The organism is Streptomyces sp. NPDC025793 (assembly GCF_055558375.1).
Map to the genome: position 1 here is coordinate 330954 of NZ_JBVHMR010000003.1, position 17674 is coordinate 348627.

Below are 17674 nucleotides of genomic sequence, written 5' to 3' on the forward strand. Positions count from 1 at the left end.
GCGGTTCCGGGAGTTCCGGCGAGCGGAGGGGCATAGCCGTGGCATTCAACGTGACCGGCGTCGAACAGGGCGAGTGGGCCGTCCTGCGGGTGTCCGGGGAACTGGACCTGATGACCTCGCCAGTGCTGCGCCAGCGGGTGCACGACGTCGTCGCCGACGGGCACCACAGCCTCGTCGTCGACCTCTCCGACGTGTTCTTCTGCGACTCCAGCGGGGTCGGCGTCCTCATCGCCGCCCGCCGGCTGATCCGCTCCTGTCAGGGCCGGCTGCGGCTGATCCTGCCGGACCGGGGCGCGGTCGACGGCTCCCACGTCAACCGGGTCCTCGGCGCGCTCGGCGTCCGCCGCCTCTTCGACGTCCGCCCCGACCTCGACTCCGCCACGTCCGACGAGGCGGACCCGCTGTCCGCCTGACGCGCCGCAGCGCCCCGCGCCGCAGCGTGCCCCGGTCTTCGCGACAAGTCCACACATGTGTCGCAGGATTCCCCCGGTCTTGGCACAACCGCCGGTTTCCCGCCATCTTCCGGCCGACCGCGTCGTACGCTCCGAGCGAGATCGACCGACGCACACGTGAGGCGGCCCGAACAGACATGGTCAGCACCGAGTACGAGCGCAGGATCGCCGCCCGGTTCGCCACCCTCGACCAGGACGGCAACGGCTGGATCGACCGCGAGGACTTCAGCGCGGCGGCCAAGGCGCTCCTCGCCGAGTTCACCGTGCCCGCCCGCTCCGCCGAGGGGCAGGCGCTCTACGCGGGCGCGGAGGCGTTCTGGCAGGGCATGGCCGGCATCGCGGACCGGGACGGCGACCAGCGCATCACCCGCGAGGAGTTCGTCACCGGCGCGGTCAAGCGCCTGCGCGACACCCCCGCCCGTTTCGCCGAGATCGCCCGCCCCTTCCTGCACGCGGCGCTGGCGGTGGCGGACACGGACTCCGACGGCCGGATCACGGTCGCGGACACGGCGCGGGGGCTGCGGGCCCTGCGCGTACCGGACGCCGTGGCCAGGGCGGCAGCCGCCGCCCTCGACACGGACGGCGACGGCGTGCTCGGCGAGGCGGAGCTCGTGCCGGCGTTCGCGGGGTACTTCACGATCTCCGAGTGACCCCGCCGTGGTGCCGACACGGTGCCGCGGCGGCTAGGCGAAGACGACCGTCCGTCGCCCGTTGGGCAGGATCCGGCGCTCGGCATGCCACTTGACCGCCCGCGCCAGCGCCTGGCACTCCACGTCCCGCCCGATGGCCACCAGCTGGTCCGGGGTGACGTCGTGTCCCACCCGCTCGACCTCCTGCTCGATGATCGGCCCCTCGTCGAGGTCGGCCGTCACGTAGTGGGCCGTGGCGCCGATCAGCTTCACACCGCGCGCGTGGGCCTGGTGGTACGGCTTGGCGCCCTTGAAGCTCGGCAGGAAGGAGTGGTGGATGTTGATGATCCGGCCGCTGAGCTGCTTGCACAGGTCGTCCGAGATGACCTGCATGTAGCGGGCGAGGACGACCAGTTCGACGTCCTCCTCGCGGACGATCTCCAGCAGCCGTGCCTCGGCGTCCTGCTTCGTGTCCTTCGTCACCGGGATGTGGTGGAAGGGGATGTTGTACGAACCCACCAGTTCCTGGAAGTCCGTGTGATTGGACACCACGCCCACGATCTCCACGGGCAGCGCGCCGATCCGGGCCCGGAAGAGCAGGTCGTTCAGGCAGTGCCCGAACTTGCTGACCATGAGCAGGATGCGCATCTTCGCGTCGGCCTCGTTGATCTGCCAGTCCATGTGGAAGGAGTCGCCGATCGCAGCGAAGCTCGCCCGCAGCTTGTCCACCGTCACCGGCTCCTCGGCCGAGAAGTGGACGCGCATGAAGAACAGACCGGTGTCGTGGTCACCGAACTGCTGGCTGTCCTCGATGTTGCAGCCGGTCATGAAGAGATAGCTGGACACCGCGTGCACGATGCCCTTCTTGTCCGGGCAGGAGAGGGTGAGGACGTACTGGGCCGACGGCGCGGCGGCGGGCGCGGACTGCTCATTCATGCACCACAGGGTCTCACGCCGACCACCCGCCGTGGGCGATTGTCCCGCAGGACGGGACACCGGCCCCCGGTCCCGGAAGGTCCCGGGCAGGTCCGGTCCCGGGCAGGCTCCAGGCGGTCCTAGGCGGTCCGCGTCAGGATGCGCAGCACTTCCAGCGTCTTCGGCGGCGTCTCGGGGTCCTCGCCGTCGCTCACCGACATGCGCACGTGCGCGTCCCGCGCCGCCCGCACCGCCTCCGGCCAGCCCTGGTGGTCGACATACGCGGAGACCGGTGCGTCCGGGCCGACCTGGTGCATGATGCGCAGCACCCGCAGCACGGCGGTGTCCACGAGCGCCGCCTCCTGCGAGTCCCGGAATATCGTGCCGACGTATTTCTCCGCGGACCAGTTGTCCAGCCAGGTGTCCTCCACCAGCCGGTACACGGCGTCGGTGACGTCGCCGTACCCGTCCACGCCGGCCAGCCAGACGTCGCGCTGGAACACGGGGTCGGAGAGCATGTGCAGGGCCGAACGCACGTTGCTGCGCCAGCGCCACCACGGCATGTCGCTTAGAGGCATGCCGCCCATGGTGGAGGAGCGACGGCCGCGACGGGAAGAGTTCTCCGAACCTTGCACGGTCATCGATCGTACGTTTCCTCGCCTCACACGCCTCACCGCCCCCGTATTTCACCTCGCCGTCACCTTTCGTTGACCGAGGGTCACTCCCGGGTTAGTGATGTGAGGGAAGCGTGGGCACACATGACCGGCAGGCCGCGCAACCGCACCATTCTCCCCCGCTCCTTCCCCCGGCCCGTCAGAGCCGCCGCCCTGTCCGCGGGCGCCGTGGCGCTCTGTGCGTCGCTCACTGCCGGATGCGGGGTCATCCCCGGTGCCACGGGGGGCGGGGATGACCCGATCAAGGTCATGACCTGGGCGCCGGAGAACACCGACGCCACCAACAAGCCCGGCATGCCCGCGATGGCCCGCGCCTACGGCAAGTGGATCAACGCCCACGGCGGGGTCAACGGTCGCAAGCTGGAGATCCTGACCTGCAACGACCACAACGACAGCGTGGGCGCCGCCCAGTGCGCCCGGCAGGCCTCCCAGGAGAACGTGGTCGCGGTCGTCGGCTCCTACAGCCAGTTCGGCGACTCCTTCCTCTCCCCGCTGGAGAGCGCCGGCATCCCGTACATAGGCGGCTACGGCGTCACCAGCGACGAGTTCACCGGCCAGATGTCGTACCCGGTCAACGGCGGCCAGCCCGCCCTGCTCGCCGGTCTCGGCCGCGCCCTCGCGGCCGGCTGCGGGAACGTCGCCCTGGTCCGCCCCGACAGCATCGCCGGCGACGAGCTGCCCCCGCTGCTGAACTCGGGCCTGAAGGCGGGCGGGCATGCGAACGCGGACGACGAGATGGCCGAGGAGAACGTCACCGAGTACAGCGCCCAGTCCGACCGGGCCCTGCGCGAGGCCACCAAGGACGCGCCGCGCAAGGGCTGCGTGGTGCCCGCGCTCGGGGACCGCACGGACACCTTCATGGACTCCTTCCGCCGGACCCGCGAGATCTATCCCGACGTGCGCATGGCGACCGTCCTCGGCAGCGTCGACCAGACCTTGATCAACTCCACGGGCGGGGCCGAGGGGCCGTACGAGGGGTCGTACATCACCAGCTGGTACCCGCCGGCGACCGACGCGCGCTGGGACCTGATGAAGAAGGTGATCAACGAGGAGGCCTTCGGCGACAACCGCATCGACCCCGCGGACGCCGGAGTGCAGACCACCTGGATCGCCTACACCGTGCTGAAGGCCGCGCTGGAGAAGATCGGCTCCGGTGACGTCACCGCCGACGCCGTGCGCCGCACCCTCAACAACGGTCTGCACGTCTCCACGGGCGGCCTCACCCCGACGCTGAGCTGGCCCTACGAGGGCAAGCTCTCCTCCGTCGGCTTCCCGCGGCTGGTCAACGCGAACGTCACCCTGGAGGTCGTGCAGAACGGCGAGCTGGTCGCGGCCCGCAAGGGCATCGGCGGGACCGCCGACATGACGCAGACGCTGGAGAACGCCCAGGTGCAGTGAGCGCCGTCGGCCCCGGCGGGAATGCGGGTGCCGACGGCGGTACGGCTCAGCGCCCGCGGCTCAGCGGCCGCGGCTCAGCGGCCGCGGCTCAGCGGCCGCGGCTCAGCGGCCGCGGCTCACAGCTGGGTGGGCTGGCGCTGGGTCAGGCCGTACTTCTGCGCGATCGCGTTCCACAGCCCGGCCGCCTTCGCCTTCTGCTCGCTGGCGGTACCGCTGGCCCGGTTGCCCGCCTGGGCCTCCCCGGTGACCTTGGCATGGCCCTTGCGGCAGCCCTTGTGCTGGCCCTTGACCTGGTCGGCCCAGGCCGCGTAGTGGCTGTCGGCCGAGGCGGAGGCCTGCCAGGCCTGGGTCAGCGCGCCGGTCAGGGCGGCGTTGTCCGGCAGCTTGTCGACGGACAGCTTGCCCAGCCGGGTGACCAGCTCGGTGCGCTGCTTGGCCGCGTCGCGCAGGTCGGTGGCGGAGCCGTCGAGGTTGTCGCACCCCTTGACGGCGGCCACCGCGTTGATCACCGAGGCGCGGCTGCTGCCGCTGTCGGCGAGCAGCTTGTCCAGCTCGACCGCCTGCTGCCGGGCCGGGTCGGTGCCGGGCGCGGCGTTGCCCTGGCCGGTGGCCGGGGACGTGGCGGCGACCGTCTTGCTGTCGGTGCCCTTGCCGCCGCCGTCGCTGAGGAGCGCGCCGGCGCCCACGCCGATGACGACGATGCCGACGCCGATGCCCGCGATCAGCGGCACCCGCGACCTCCGCCGGGGCCGGTCGTCGTCGTGCGCCGGTTCGTACGCCGGCTGCTGCGCTCCGTACGGCGCCTGCGACTGGCCGTACGCCGGTTGCGCCGGGGCGTGCGCCTGCGCGGGGCCCGGGTAGGCGCCCGGCGGTTCGACGCGCGGCAACTGCTGGGTGGATCCGGCCGCGCCGTCGGCGCCCGCCGGGCCGCTGCGGAAGAGGTTGTCGAACTCGGCCGGCGGCTGCCGGTCCCCGCCCTGGGCCTGGGCCGCGAACGGCGGGATGTACTGGGTGGCCTCCGCGTCGGACGACGCGGGCGCCGGCTGCTGCGGCGTGATGCCGAGGTAACGGGTCTGCTCACCGTTCGCCTCGGGCGGCAGTGCGCCGGGGGCCACCGGCGGGATGTACTGCGTCGCGCCGTCGGCCGGGGCGGCCTGCACGGGCGGTATGTACTGCGTGGCGCCCTCGTCGGCGGGGCCGGGCGCGGCCGGGACCGGCGGTATGTACTGGGTGGCGCCGTCGGCCGCCGGGGGCAGCGCGCCGGGCGCGGCGGTCTGCGGGTACTCCGGCTGGTGCTGTTGCGGCCGCTGGTACCCCGGCTGGTGCTCCGGCTGGTGCGGGTACGGCGCGGGCGTGCCGTAGCCGCCGCCCTGGCCGTCGTACGACGGGGCCGGGGCGCCCTCGGGCGGCAGGGCGCCGGGGCTCGCCCGGGGCCCGTCCCACTGCTGGGCGGCCGCCGGGGGCCAGCCCTGGCCGGGCTGGGACGGCTGCTGTCCGGGCCCCCAGGATCCGCTCCAGGCCTGCCCGCCGGAGGGGGCGGCAGGAGCGGGCGCGCCGGTCATGCCGGGCAGCACGGGCTCGCCTCCGTCGGAGGGCAGCACGATGCCCTCGCGCGCGTTCTGCGCCGAGGGCTCCTCGCGTTGTCCACTCTGCGTCACCGGGACTCCTACTAATGGGGGACCTTGTGAATCGTCGGGTCACGCTACCGGGTCCCCCGAGCCGGGTGCCACGCAGCTCAGGACACGACCTCGATCCCTGTGAGAGTGGTAACAAAACCGCCCCGCAATGCGCAGTACAAGGGCACATGTCACACCCGGGCGTTCCGTTTCCCGTGTGTTCACCGCATCGCGGGGCCGGTGTTCAGGCGGCCTGCTGGAGATCGAGACGCGCCCCGAACTCCCTTACCACCGCCTCCTCCCCGAACGGCTCCAGCCGCTGCTGGAGATCCTCCAGGTACTCGGCGCCCCGGTTGGAGCGCAGCGACTGGAGCAGCTCGACCGCCTTCAGTCCGGTGGTGCAGGCCTGTTCGATCTCGCGCTGCTGCACCTGGGCCGTGGCGAGCAGCACATAGCCGATGGCGCGCCGGCGGGCCCGGTGCTCGGGATGCCCGGCCAGCGACTGCTCGGCGTACCGGGCCGCCTGCTCGGCCTGGCCGAGGTCGCGGTGGCAGTGCGCCAACTCGTCGGCCAGATAGGCCTCGTCGAAGTGCCGGATCCAGGCCGGGTCGTCCCCGGAGGCGTCGTCGGCCTGCTCCATCGCCGTGACCGCGCGCCCGGTGGCCGTCTGCGCCGCGCGCGCGTCGCCGAGCAGGGCGTGCCCGCGCGCCTCGGCCGCGTGGAACATCGCCTCCACCCGCGGCGTCACCTGCCCGCGCGTACCCTCCTGCGCCGCCCGCGCCAACTGGGAGATCTCGCGCGGGTTTCCGAGCTGCGCGGCGAGGTGGCTCATGGACGCGGCGAGCACGTAGCCGCCGTAGCCGCGGTCCCCTGCGGCCTGGGCGAGCCGCAGCGACTGGATGTAGTACCGCTGGGCCAGGCCTGGTTGGCCGGTGTCCACCGCCATGTAGCCGGCCAGCTCGGTCAACCGGGCGACGGCGGCGAAGAGTTCTCGCCCGACCGCCTCCCGGTAGGAGCCCGCCAGCAGCCCGGAGACGACGCTGTTGAGGTAGTGCACGACGACCGGCCGGACGTGCCCGCTGCCGAACTGGTGGTCCAGGTCGGTCAGCGCCTGCGTCATGGACCGTACGGCGGCGACGTCGGCCTGGCCGACTCTCGGGCCCGCCTGCCGGGCCACCTGGGAGTCCGGCGCCGAGATCAGCCAGTCGCGGCTGGGCTCGACCAGCGCGGAGGCGGCGACGGAGGACCCGGACAGGAAGTCCCGGCGCCCCACGTCGCTGCGCCACAGCTCGCAGACCTGCTCGATGGCCCCCAGTACCGTCGGCGAGAACTGGAGACCGACTCCCGAGGCGAGGTTCTTGCCGTTGGCCATGCCGATCTCGTCGATCGTGACCGTACGGCCGAGCTTGCGCCCGAGCGCCTCCGCGATGACGGCCGGGGCCCGGCCCCGCGGCTGCTGGCCGCGCAGCCAGCGGGCCACGGACGTCTTGTCGTAGCGCAGGTCGAGTCCGTGCTCCGCCCCGCACATGTTGACCCGCCGGGCCAGCCCGGCGTTCGAGCACCCCGCTTCCTGGATGAGTGCCTGCAGCCGTTCGTTCGGCTGCCTCGCCACGAGAGGCCTTGCGGCCATGTACAACCCCCTGTGATGCGTTGCGATCCCCTGGAGCAAAGATCCGGCCGAGTCGATCCGTTCGGAAAGATCACTGCCCAGCTGACATACCGTCAATGCGCGACATGTGCGGTTTGCCGGGGTAAAGACGGTTGCCAACCCCCTCCCTGGCTACCCACCCCACGCCCCGCTTCCCCCCACGCGCCCCCGGACGTGCACCCATGCGCCCCGGCTGCGGAATCGATGCTCCTCCCCGGCGCGCGGTACGGCCGTAACTCCAGGTGGGCGCGGGAGTTGAGAGGAGCGTGGAAGAGACGATCGCGGGCGCCCCGAACAGTCAGATGACCGGTCAGATTCCGCAGCAGCGCGGGGAAACGCTGCTGGAGACCGCCGTACGGTACGCCGAGGAGCGGCACTGGGACGTGTTCCCCGGCACCTGGCTGGAAGCCGCCGACGGGCGGCAGCACTGCTCGTGCGGCGACGTCTCCTGCTCTGCGCCGGGTGCGCACCCCGCGCGCCCCGACTGGGCGACCCAGGCGACCGGCAGTGCGACCGTCGCGCGCCGGATGTGGCAGAAGCAGCCGACCGCGTCGATCCTGCTGCCGACGGGACGGACCTTCGACGCGCTGTCCGTCCCGGAGAGCGCGGGGTTCCTGGCGCTGGCCCGGATGGAGCGGATGCAACTGACGCTGGGGCCGGTGGCGTTGGCGCCGGACCGGCGGATGCAGTTCTTCGTGCTGCCGGGCGGCTGCGCGAAGGTGCCGGAGCTGGTGCGCAAGCTGGGCTGGTCGCTGTCGTCCCTCGACCTCGTGGCCCTGGGCGAGGGCTCCTACGTCGCCGCCCCGCCGACCCGCTTCGGCTCCCGCGGCGCCGTCCAGTGGGCCTGCCGCCCGACCCCGGCGAACCGATGGCTCCCGGACGCGGAGGAACTGATCTCTCCGCTGGCGTACGCGTGCGGCAGGGACCGATAGCCGTTCACCCACGCGTCTGCCGGGTTTCCGTTTCGCCGGCGGGTGCGGGTGGTTCGTGGCTTGTCGCGCAGTTCCCCGCGTCCCTTGGGCACGTTGATGCGCGCCGGCCCAAGGGACGCGGGGAACTGCGCGAGAACCCACCACCCACGCGCACGTGCCGACGAAGCACCGGCCCGGCAGACGCGTGGCAACTCAGTCTCCCAGCAAGCCGTCGAGAAACGGCAGCACAGCCGCCCGCCAAGCCACCGGCCGGTCGTAGTGGGCCAGATGCCCCGCGTCCGTCACCTCCGCGTACTCCCCTCGGGGCAGCACCCGCACCATCTCCTGCGCCTCCGCCCGGCCCAGCTCGCCGTCCAGGCCGCGGACGACCAGCGTGGGGCACCGGACCTGGGCCAGTTCCTCCCAGTGGGCGTCGTGCACCCACGTCTCGCGGGAGTCGAGCATCTGCTCCGGCTCGAAGACGGGGCGCCAGCCGTCGGCCGACTCGTGCATGACCTCGGCGTAGAACGCGCCGCGCGCGGGGTTCGGGCGCTCCACCCAGGGGTCGTCCTCGCCGAACCACTTGCGGACGTCGGCGAGCGTGGCGAAGGGGACGGGCCAGGAGCGGAACCACTCGGCCCACTCGCGCTGCGAGGCCGCGCCGAGCGCGGAGGCCCGCATGTCGCAGATGATCAGGCCCCGCACGAGGTCGGGGCGTTTCGCGGCGAGCTGCCAGGCGGTCAGCGCGCCCATGGCGTGGCCGACGAGGACGGCAGGGGCGAGGCCGAGTTGTTCGAGGGCGGCCTCGGCGTCCTCGACGTAGGCCTCGCGGGTGTACGCGGCCTGCGCGGGCTTGTCGCTCTGGCCGTGGCCGCGCTGGTCGAGGGCGACCGCGTGGTGCCGGGCGGCGAGCCAGCGGGCGGTCGAGGCCCAGTGCGAGGCGCGGCCCATCAGCCCGTGGAGCAGGAGCACGCCCGGAGCGCCGGGATCCGCAGCCGGGCGGTCAGCGGCGGCCGCGTCCGTCTTGGGAGGGTCGGCGAACTCCCAGGCGGCCAGGCGCACCCCGCCCGCTCCCGTCACGTCGATACGTCGCGCCATGGGCTTGGCACCCCCCAGCTCCGCCTGCCTCGTACCGGTGTACTGCCGTACTCGCTCGTACTCGCCGCTGTCGCTGTCGTGCTCGTCGTCGCGTCGTACCGTCCCAGATTATCGAATGCCTATTCGAAAGATCTGTTTCCGCGGACAACACCCCTCATTCGAGTGACACCCCTCCAGGAATGATCGCCGCCGCCCAGGGGATCTTTCTGGCGGGAGGCGGACCGCTCGGGGAAAAACGGTCCGAAGGGGATGACCCTGAGAGCTCGGGGCTCCGGGTCAGCACAGGGGAGGACAGGCCCCGGCGCCGCAAGGCGCCGGGGCCCTTCGCTTGTCAGCGCTTGGCGACGAACACATGAGAGGCGACGTCCGCCTCCAGCTCGGCCGCCTCACCGCCGCTGCCCACCAGCACACCGCCGGCCGACTCGGTCACGCTCACCACGGAGCCGGGCTGCACGCCCGCGCGCCGCAGCGTGTACATCAGCTGGGCGTCCGTCTGGATCGGCTCGCCGATCCGGCGGACGACGACCGTCTTGCCGTCCGCGCCCGCGTCGAGGTCGGCCAGCGAGACCATGCTCTCGTCCAGGAACGGGTCGGCGCCGTCCTTCTCGCCCAGCTCCTCCAGGCCCGGGATCGGGTTGCCGTACGGCGACTCGGTCGGGTGCCGCAGCAGCTCCAGGACGCGGCGCTCCACGGCCTCGCTCATCACGTGCTCCCAGCGGCACGCCTCGGCGTGGACCTGCTCCCACTCCAGGCCGATCACGTCGACGAGGAGGCACTCGGCCAGCCGGTGCTTGCGCATCACGCGCGTGGCGAGCCGTCTGCCCTCGTCCGTGAGCTCCAGGTGGCGGTCGCTGGCGACGGACACCAGGCCGTCGCGCTCCATGCGTGCCACCGTCTGGCTCACCGTCGGCCCGCTCTGGTCGAGCCGCTCCGCGATGCGGGCTCGCATGGGCACGACGCCTTCCTCTTCGAGTTCGAGGATGGTGCGGAGATACATCTCCGTGGTGTCGATCAGTCCGGACATACGTGCCCCTCGATTACCTCTGCCGGAAACCTCTGCCCGAAGCCCGGCGCGTGCGCTGGCCCCGGCACCAATTCTGCCGGATCCCACTGACAAGCGGGGGGCACCGGGAAAACGAGGGGCCTCACCCCTGCGGGCGCTCCCTTCCGGCCGTATTGACACCGCACTGGTCCAGACCGCACGGTGATCCGCGACACAGACGCTGCGAAGGGGCACCGCATGAGCGACGGCACGCCTGCCGACCTGTTCTTCGACGCCGCCATCAACCTGCTGCAACGGGTCCGCGAGGAGGAGGCCGAGCCGATCAGGGCGGCCGGCACCCTGCTCGCCGACACCGTCGCGGCCGGCGGCCGCCTGTTCGCCTTCGGCGCCGGGCACTCCTCGCTGGCAGCCCAGGACGTCGTCTACCGCGCCGGCGGTCTCGCCCTGATGAACCTGCTGGCCGTGCCCGGTGTCGTGGGTGTCGACGTCACCCCGGCCACCCTCGGCTCCGCCCTCGAACGCGTCGACGGCCTCGCGAGCGCCGTGCTCGACACCTCGCCGGTCCGGGCCGGCGACGCCCTGGTGATCATCTCCCTGTCCGGCCGCAACGCGCTGCCCGTCGAGATGGCGCTGAACGCCCGCGCGCTCGGCGTGAAGGTCATCGGCGTGACGTCGGTCGCGTACGCCGCCCAGACGACGTCCCGGCACGTCTCGGGCACCTTCCTGAAGGACCACTGCGACCTCGTCCTCGACTCGAAGATCGCCGTCGGCGACGCCGAACTCACCCTCGACACCATCCCGGCGCCCTTCGCGCCCGCCTCCACGGTGGTCACCACCGCGCTGATGCAGGCCGTCATGGCGACCGCCGCCGCCGCTCTCGCCGAGCGCGGCATCGAGCCGCCGCTGCTGCGCTCGGGCAACGTCGACGGCGGGCACGAGTGGAACGGCCGGGTGATGCGGGAGTACGGCGACCGGATCTTCTACCGGCGCTGAGCCGGAAGACCGCGGCGGAAGACAGAGGCGAAGAGCCGGGAGACCGGGCCGGGGGACCGAACGGAAGGGATCGCCTACGCGCCGTGCTCCGCGTCCGCCAGGTCCAGCGCGGCCGCCACGCGTACGGCCACGTCCTCGGCATAGGCCGTGTCGGACCGCTCGAAGGGGGCGCGGCCGCAGCCGCGCAGGAAGGTCACGACGCCGAGGGTGCGGCCCCGGCTGCGCAGCACCGCGCACAGGGCGTGCACCGCGTCGTCGGGCCACTGCCGGGCCAGCGCCCACTGCCGCGCCAGCTCCGCCGGGACCGACCCGGCGTCCGCGCGCACGGAGCCGGCCCGCTCCACGCACTGCACGGCCGGGTGCCCGGCGGCGTAGCGCACGGGCAGCCCGGCCGCGCCGGTGAGCATGCTCGGTCCCGGCGCCCCCGCGGGCGTCGCGGCCAGCCGCACCAGCCGTACGGCGCCCTCCTGCCCGCCTTCGGCCGCGGCGCGCGAGGGGTGGGCCACGCGGTCGATCAGGGCGTGGTCGGCGAAGCCGGCGAGCGCGAAGTCCAGGTGGACGGTGACCGCCTCGGCCGGGTCCTCGCACTCGGCGGCGGCGTGGCCCGCGCGGTGCAGCTGGTTGGCGCGGAACCGCAGCAGGGAAGCCTCCTGCTCGCCCTGCTTGGCCTCGGTGACGTCCTGGAACAGCCAGCCGACGCCGAGCGGCACCGGCTCCTCCGCGAGCGGCGAGGCCAGCCGTACGAAGCCGCTGCGCCAGCACCGCCGCCGCTCGCCCTCCGCGGTGCGCAGGGCCACCCACATGTCGGCGGGCGCGGGCGGCGCGCCCTCGGACAGGACATGGGTGAGCGCGGCCTCCAGCTCCTCGGCGCCCTGGGCGAGCAGTTCGCCGAGGGGCCTGCCGAGCGCGGACGTACGGCCGACGCCGAGCGCGCGGGCCGCGTGCGCGTTGACGACGGCGGGCCGCAGATCGGCGTCGATGAGGACGACGCCCCATGCCGCGTTCTCGAACAGGGCCTCACTGAGCGCGATCGACCGCTCCAGATCGATCTGCGCGTGCACCTCGCTGAACGCGCAGTACAGACCGGCGGGCTTGCCGTCGGGGCCGCGTACGGCGGCGGACTGCGTGCGCACCAGCACCCGCCCGCCGTCCTTGGTCACCAGGGCGAACTCGTGCACCTGCCGGCCCGCCGCGTGCATGGCCGACATCAGCCGGGACTGGACCTCCTCGGCATCGGCGCTGCGCACCGCCCAGCCGGCGAAGCCGTGCCGCCCGACCGCCTCGGCGGCCGTCCAGCCGAGGATCCGCTCGGCCTCCCGGTTCCAGTGCGTGACGACCCCGTCGGCGTCGAAGGCGCACAGCGCCGCGTCCATGCCGTCGAGCAGCGCGGCGAGCAGATCGGAACCCCCGAACTCACCGGACTCACCTGACTCACCGGGCTCACCGGAGGGGCCCGGCCCGCCCGGTTCATCCGGCTCGTCCGGTCCCAGCTCGTCGGTGGTCCCACTCCGCCGGGAAGCACTCACCTGGACCCCCTGGAGGCTTGCGTCGGCGCCCGTACGGCGCGCGGTTCGCTCACTCGCCCTCATTCAACTGGAACGTGACACAGCCCACATCCTGTTCCCGCAAACTCCCCGAGTTTCAACCCACGCTCCACCGCAGGTCCACCCACTCGTCGCGCTGCCCGTCGAGCACATAGCGCTCGGTCTCCACGAACCCCCGCCGCGCGGCGAAGCGCAGTCCGTCCTCGTTCACCGCCAGCACGCACGTCTCGATCACGCTCGCGCCGAGCACGCGCGCGTGGGCCAGCCCGTCCTCGTACAGGGCCGTCCCGAACCCCCGCCGCCGGAAACCGGGCAGCACGCGCGCGATGACGGTCGCGGCCCCCGCCTCCCCGCCCGGCGGGCGCACGGTGGAGCAGCCGACGAGCACGTCTCCCAGGTAGGCGTTCCGCAGCCGGTACCGCTCCTGCCGGTCCCGCGCGTCCGCCGGGGACATCGCGGCGGGCGGGACGATCACGTTGTGGACGTGCCGCCACTGTTCGAGCATGGCGTCGCCGGTGACGGGGACGATGCTCAGGCCGATGCCGGGTGTTGTCATGCGCCGGACGGTAACGAAAAAAAGGGGTTGAACGGCTTCCGAGGGCTTCTTATGGTGTGGAGCACACGAGAAGGGAGGTGGTTCGGCAGATGTATGAATACCGGACGCGTGAGGTGGCTGCGGGCTAGCGGCCCGTCACCACGCTCTGTGCGGTGCCGGACCGGCGTGCGATACGAGCACGCAGCCGGCCTATCCCAAGCAGTCACCCGACCCGCGGGCTGCCGGTACGTCCGGCCGGCTCCTCCTCGGAGGAACCCAGCCCGCGGGTCGTCTGCGTGCGCGGGGCGTCCGCGTGCGCGGGACGTCCCGTTCCTCAGGGGCCGAGGCGTTCCACCGCCCACGTGCCGTCCGGCCGGGAGACGTAGCGCAGGCGGTCGTGGAGTCGGTTCTCGCGGCCCTGCCAGAACTCGACCGTCTCGGGGACGACGCGGAATCCGCCCCAGTGCGGGGGGACCGGGACCTGTTCGCCCTCGGGGTAGCGGGCCTGGAGGTCGGCGTAGGCCGTGACCAGTTCGGCGCGGGAGGCGATCACCGCGGACTGGGTGCTGGCCCAGGCGCCCAGCTGGGAGCCGTGCGGGCGGGTGCGGAAGTAGGCGGCGGTCTCGTCGCGGCCGGTGCGGCGGGCGGTGCCCGTGACGATGACCTGGCGGGCGATCGGATGCCAGGGGAAGAGCAGCGAGACGTGCGGGTTCTCCGCGAGGTCACGGCTCTTGCGGGAGTCGTAGTTGGTGTAGAAGACGAAACCGTCGCTGTCGTACTGCTTCATCAGGACCGTGCGTGAGCTGGGGCGGCCCGTCGCGTCCGCCGTGGAGACGACCATGGCGTTGGGTTCGTAGAGCGTGCCGTGCAGGGCCGTGCGCGCGGCGTCCTCGAACCAGCGCGTGAACTGGTCCATGGGATGCGAGGCGAGGTCCTGTTCGGCGAGGCCGTCGACCCGGTACTGCTTGCGCATGGCGGCGGGATCGAGGGCGGGGTCGAGGGGCTCCAGGCGGAATTCGCGGTCGGTCACGCGGTCATCTTGCCGTACCCGCCGCCGAAGACGTCTCGAACAGACGTGGCACTCAGTGTCGTTCGGTATCCCGATATCTGGCACTGAGGGATATCGTGCTGGTTCCCCGCCGATGGGCCCTGCGTACGGGTGACCACCGGGTGACCACCGGCCGATCGGGGCATCACCGGGGTGACCACCCCGACACATCACGAGGAGCCGCCTGATGTCCGATTTCGTACCCGGACTCGAGGGAGTCGTCGCGTTCGAGACGGAGATCGCCGAACCGGACAAGGAGGGCGGCGCCCTGCGCTACCGGGGCGTCGACATCGAGGAGCTGGTCGGGCACGTCTCGTTCGGGAACGTGTGGGGGCTGCTGGTCGACGGCGCCTTCACCCCCGGTCTGCCGCCCGCCGAGCCGTTCCCGGTCCCGGTGCACTCCGGTGACATCCGGGTGGACGTGCAGGCGGCGCTCGCCATGCTCGCCCCGGTGTGGGGGCTGAGGCCGCTGCTCGACATCGACGAGCCCCAGGCCCGCGACGACCTCGCGCGGGCCGCCGTGATGGCGTTGTCGTACGTCGCCCAGTCCGCGCGCGGGCAAGGGCTGCCGATGGTGCCGCAGCGGGAGATCGACAAGGCGCAGTCGGTGGTCGAGCGGTTCATGATCCGCTGGCGGGGCGAGCCCGACCCGAAGCACGTCGCGGCCGTGGACGCGTACTGGACCTCCGCCGCCGAGCACGGCATGAACGCGTCGACCTTCACGGCGCGGGTGATCGCGTCGACCGGCGCGGACGTGGCCGCCGCACTGTCGGGGGCGGTCGGCGCGATGTCCGGTCCGCTGCACGGGGGCGCGCCGTCCCGGGTGCTCGGCATGATCGAGGAGATCGAGCGCACCGGGGACGCGGAGGGGTACGTGAAGCGGGCCCTGGACCGGGGTGAGCGGCTGATGGGCTTCGGGCACCGGGTGTACCGGGCCGAGGACCCACGCGCGCGCGTACTGCGGCGTACGGCACGGGAGTTGGGGGCACCGCGGTTCGAGGTCGCGGAGGCCCTGGAGAAGGCCGCGCTGGACGAGCTGCACAGCCGGCGCCCGGATCGTGTGCTGGCGACCAACGTGGAGTTCTGGGCGGCGATCATGCTGGACTTCGCCGAGGTGCCGGCCCACATGTTCACGTCGATGTTCACGTGTGCCCGCACCGCCGGCTGGTCGGCGCACATCCTGGAGCAGAAGCGCACCGGTCGCCTGGTGCGGCCTTCCGCGCGGTACGTGGGGCCGGGGGTGCGCAGTCCGCAGGACGTCGAGGGGTACGCGGACATCGCCCACTGAGGGGCGTACCTCATACCTGAGGGGTACGCCCCCCGTGCCCCTGAGGGCCTTCACGCCGCCGGTGTCAGCAGCTTCCCGTGATGCCGCTCCGCCACCAGCGGGTGTGCCCTCAGCTTGCCCTTGAGCTCGTTGTAGCCGTACTCGGCGTACAGCGGGTTCGAGGGGTCGGTCGTGATGCCGGGAGCCGTTGCCGCGTGCGGGAAGGGCAGCGGCTGGATCCTCGCGTCCAGGCGGGGGTTGTAGAAGAACGGGACCGAGAAGCGTTCCGTCGCTCCGGGCGGGCTGACCACGCGGTGGTTGGTGGCCACCAGGTAGCCGTTGGTGGCCACTTCCAGCAGTTCGCCGAGGTTGACCACGAAGGCGCCCTCGACGGGCGGGACGTCGTGGAAGAGGCCGTCCTCGCGCTGGACCTGGAGGCCGCCGACCGTGTCCTGGAGGAGCAGGGTCAGGAAGCCGTAGTCCTTGTGGGCGCCGACGCCCTGGTCGGTGCCGTCGCCCGCGCTGCCGGGGTAGCGGACGAGCTTGAGGTGCGGGTGGGCGTGCTCGCCGAAGGCCGGGGCGTAGAAGTCGGCCGGGGCGCCGATCGCCGTCAGCAGTTCGGCGAGGAGGCGCTCCGCGACCGCGCTCAGCCTGTCGATCCAGGTCAGGGCGGCGCTGCGCAGCTCGGGCAGGGCGGCGGGCCACTGGTTGGGGCCCTGGAGCCACCAGTACGGCGGCTCGCCCGCACCCGGGACGCGGGTGGGGCGTTCGGCGCCGATGTCGAGCTGGTCGCGCCAGTCGCGGGCGCCTGCGGTGCGCTCGTCGCCGGTGCGGGTGTAGCCGCGGAAATGCGGGGAGTTGACGTTGTCGAGGGCGAGCCGGTCGGCCTCGGGGAGGGCGAAGAAGGCGCGCATGGCGGTGAGCAGCGCGTCGGTCTCGGCCCGGGTCACGCCGTGTCCGACGAGTTGGAAGAAGCCGACGTCGTGCGCGGCGCTGTGCAGTTGGGCGTGGAGCAGGGCCCGGGCCTGGGAGCCGCGGTCGGCGGCCGACAGGTCGATGATCGGGAGCTGTTCGTACGACGGGTTCGTCGCGGTGTGCGAAGTCATGGGTGCGTCCACAAGGGTGTGTGGGCCACGGGCAGGCCGCCGAGGGTAGGGCGGCGCCCAGGATGCCGTAAGAAGAGGGAGAAGAAAGGGGCTGAATCAGGCCGAAAGGCGACAGCCCATGCTCGTGACGCGCACGAAGTCCACGTGGCGACGGCGAACGAGCATCGGAAGCATGCGGCAAGAGTACTGCGCCGCACGGGATACGGATGTGGCCCGCTTCACGCTTCACCGGCTCAGGCGAGCGCGCGCTCCAGCAGGTCGGCCCACTGGGCGACGACGCGGTCGCGGCGGGCGGTGTCGTCGGTCAGGAGGTTGGCGAGGCCGAGGCCGCGGGCCATGTCCAGGAAGCCCTGGACGGTCTCCCGGACGCCGGGGCGCCTCTCGTCGGCGCCGAGCAGTTCGACGGCGATGCGGTGGGTCTCGCGGCCGACGCGGGCCTCCAGCTCGGTCACGCGCGCGCGGAGCTGGTCCTCGTTGGAGGCGGCGACCCACAGGTGCAGGGCGGCGCGGAAGAGGGGGCCGGTGTAGAGGCCGACGAGCGCCGCGACGACGGCCCGGCGGTCGTCGGCCGCGCCGCCCGGGAAGAGTTCCCGCAGCGCGGTGGAGCGCTCCTCGGCGACGTACTCGACGGCCGCCGTGAACAGGTCCTCCCGGGTCGGGAAGTGGTGCTGGGCGGCGCCCCGGGAGACACCGGCGCGTTCGGCGACGACGGACACGGTGGAGCCCGCCCAGCCGTGCTCGGCCAGGCAGGCCACGGCGGCCTCCAGCAGCCGCTGCCGGGTGGCCCGGCTGCGGTCCTGTTTGGGCGCGCGGTCGCGTTCCGCCGTCGTGCTCATC

Annotated in this window: 17 protein-coding genes; 6 read left to right on the forward strand and 11 right to left on the reverse strand. The window is 72.6% G+C overall.

The features are described from left to right. Positions 1-32 precede the first annotated feature (32 nt). Together ACZ4MF_RS08970 and ACZ4MF_RS08975 are read left to right on the forward strand one after the other, a co-directional pair. A complete protein-coding gene (locus tag ACZ4MF_RS08970) occupies positions 33-413 on the forward strand; it encodes an STAS domain-containing protein (RefSeq protein WP_071372601.1) in 381 nt (126 codons plus the stop codon). A gap of 176 nt (positions 414-589) precedes the next feature. Beyond that, positions 590-1102: an EF-hand domain-containing protein gene (locus ACZ4MF_RS08975; RefSeq protein ID WP_467491190.1), complete on the forward strand. Its 513-nt coding sequence runs from the start codon at positions 590-592 to the stop codon at positions 1100-1102. A gap of 33 nt (positions 1103-1135) precedes the next feature. Here the strand turns inward: ACZ4MF_RS08975 and purU are convergent, their stop codons facing one another. Together purU and ACZ4MF_RS08985 are read right to left on the reverse strand one after the other, a co-directional pair. Then, complete coding sequence (gene purU, locus ACZ4MF_RS08980; protein WP_356020115.1) at positions 1136-2017, reverse strand: formyltetrahydrofolate deformylase; 882 nt, start codon at positions 2015-2017, stop codon at positions 1136-1138. Positions 2018-2136: 119 nt separating this feature from the next. Then, the gene (locus tag ACZ4MF_RS08985) at positions 2137-2637 is read right to left on the reverse strand and encodes an SCO4402 family protein (RefSeq protein ID WP_362816735.1); all 501 of its coding nucleotides are present in this window, start codon (positions 2635-2637) and stop codon (positions 2137-2139) included. A gap of 117 nt (positions 2638-2754) precedes the next feature. On the opposite strand from ACZ4MF_RS08985, the gene ACZ4MF_RS08990 reads away from it, so the two are divergent. Next, entirely contained in the window at positions 2755-4068 is a 1314-nt protein-coding gene (locus tag ACZ4MF_RS08990; protein WP_467491192.1) for an ABC transporter substrate-binding protein, read from the forward strand. 116 nt (positions 4069-4184) lie between these two features. Here ACZ4MF_RS08990 and ACZ4MF_RS08995 read toward each other — a convergent pair whose 3' ends face one another. Continuing rightward, positions 4185-5726: a hypothetical protein gene (locus ACZ4MF_RS08995; RefSeq protein WP_467491194.1), complete on the reverse strand. Its 1542-nt coding sequence runs from the start codon at positions 5724-5726 to the stop codon at positions 4185-4187. Between the two features lie 202 nt (positions 5727-5928). Further along, positions 5929-7314, reverse strand: coding sequence for a transcriptional regulator (locus tag ACZ4MF_RS09000; protein ID WP_467491196.1), 1386 nt, complete (start codon positions 7312-7314; stop codon positions 5929-5931). A 284-nt stretch (positions 7315-7598) separates the two neighbouring features. Here ACZ4MF_RS09000 and ACZ4MF_RS09005 point away from each other — a divergent pair, with 284 nt between their 5' ends. Continuing rightward, a complete protein-coding gene (locus tag ACZ4MF_RS09005; protein ID WP_467491198.1) occupies positions 7599-8264 on the forward strand; it encodes a bifunctional DNA primase/polymerase in 666 nt (221 codons plus the stop codon). A gap of 192 nt (positions 8265-8456) precedes the next feature. Here ACZ4MF_RS09005 and ACZ4MF_RS09010 read toward each other — a convergent pair whose 3' ends face one another. Continuing rightward, positions 8457-9341, reverse strand: a complete 885-nt coding sequence (locus tag ACZ4MF_RS09010) for an alpha/beta fold hydrolase (protein WP_467491199.1) — start codon at positions 9339-9341, stop codon at positions 8457-8459. A gap of 331 nt (positions 9342-9672) precedes the next feature. Beyond that, positions 9673-10365, reverse strand: a complete 693-nt coding sequence (locus ACZ4MF_RS09015; RefSeq protein ID WP_055710351.1) for a metal-dependent transcriptional regulator — start codon at positions 10363-10365, stop codon at positions 9673-9675. A gap of 216 nt (positions 10366-10581) precedes the next feature. Here ACZ4MF_RS09015 and ACZ4MF_RS09020 point away from each other — a divergent pair, with 216 nt between their 5' ends. Continuing rightward, positions 10582-11337, forward strand: coding sequence for an SIS domain-containing protein (locus ACZ4MF_RS09020; RefSeq protein WP_467491202.1), 756 nt, complete (start codon positions 10582-10584; stop codon positions 11335-11337). 74 nt (positions 11338-11411) lie between these two features. On the opposite strand, the gene ACZ4MF_RS09025 is transcribed toward ACZ4MF_RS09020, so the two are convergent. The 3 genes from ACZ4MF_RS09025 to pdxH form a co-directional block, all read right to left on the reverse strand. Then, positions 11412-12863, reverse strand: coding sequence for a PAS domain-containing protein (locus tag ACZ4MF_RS09025; protein ID WP_467491203.1), 1452 nt, complete (start codon positions 12861-12863; stop codon positions 11412-11414). Positions 12864-12978: 115 nt separating this feature from the next. Further along, on the reverse strand, positions 12979-13437 hold the full coding sequence (locus ACZ4MF_RS09030) for a GNAT family N-acetyltransferase (protein WP_467491205.1): 459 nt from the start codon (positions 13435-13437) through the stop codon (positions 12979-12981). Positions 13438-13750: 313 nt separating this feature from the next. Beyond that, positions 13751-14389, reverse strand: a complete 639-nt coding sequence (gene pdxH / locus ACZ4MF_RS09035; RefSeq protein WP_467491572.1) for a pyridoxamine 5'-phosphate oxidase — start codon at positions 14387-14389, stop codon at positions 13751-13753. Between the two features lie 262 nt (positions 14390-14651). Here pdxH and ACZ4MF_RS09040 point away from each other — a divergent pair, with 262 nt between their 5' ends. After that, positions 14652-15752: a citrate synthase 2 gene (locus ACZ4MF_RS09040; protein WP_467491207.1), complete on the forward strand. Its 1101-nt coding sequence runs from the start codon at positions 14652-14654 to the stop codon at positions 15750-15752. 50 nt (positions 15753-15802) lie between these two features. Here the strand turns inward: ACZ4MF_RS09040 and ACZ4MF_RS09045 are convergent, their stop codons facing one another. Both ACZ4MF_RS09045 and ACZ4MF_RS09050 read right to left on the reverse strand, forming a co-directional pair. Then, positions 15803-16837, reverse strand: a complete 1035-nt coding sequence (locus ACZ4MF_RS09045; RefSeq protein WP_467491209.1) for an isopenicillin N synthase family dioxygenase — start codon at positions 16835-16837, stop codon at positions 15803-15805. Between the two features lie 233 nt (positions 16838-17070). Next, positions 17071-17673, reverse strand: a complete 603-nt coding sequence (locus ACZ4MF_RS09050) for a TetR/AcrR family transcriptional regulator (protein ID WP_467491211.1) — start codon at positions 17671-17673, stop codon at positions 17071-17073. Position 17674: the final 1 nt, after the last annotated feature.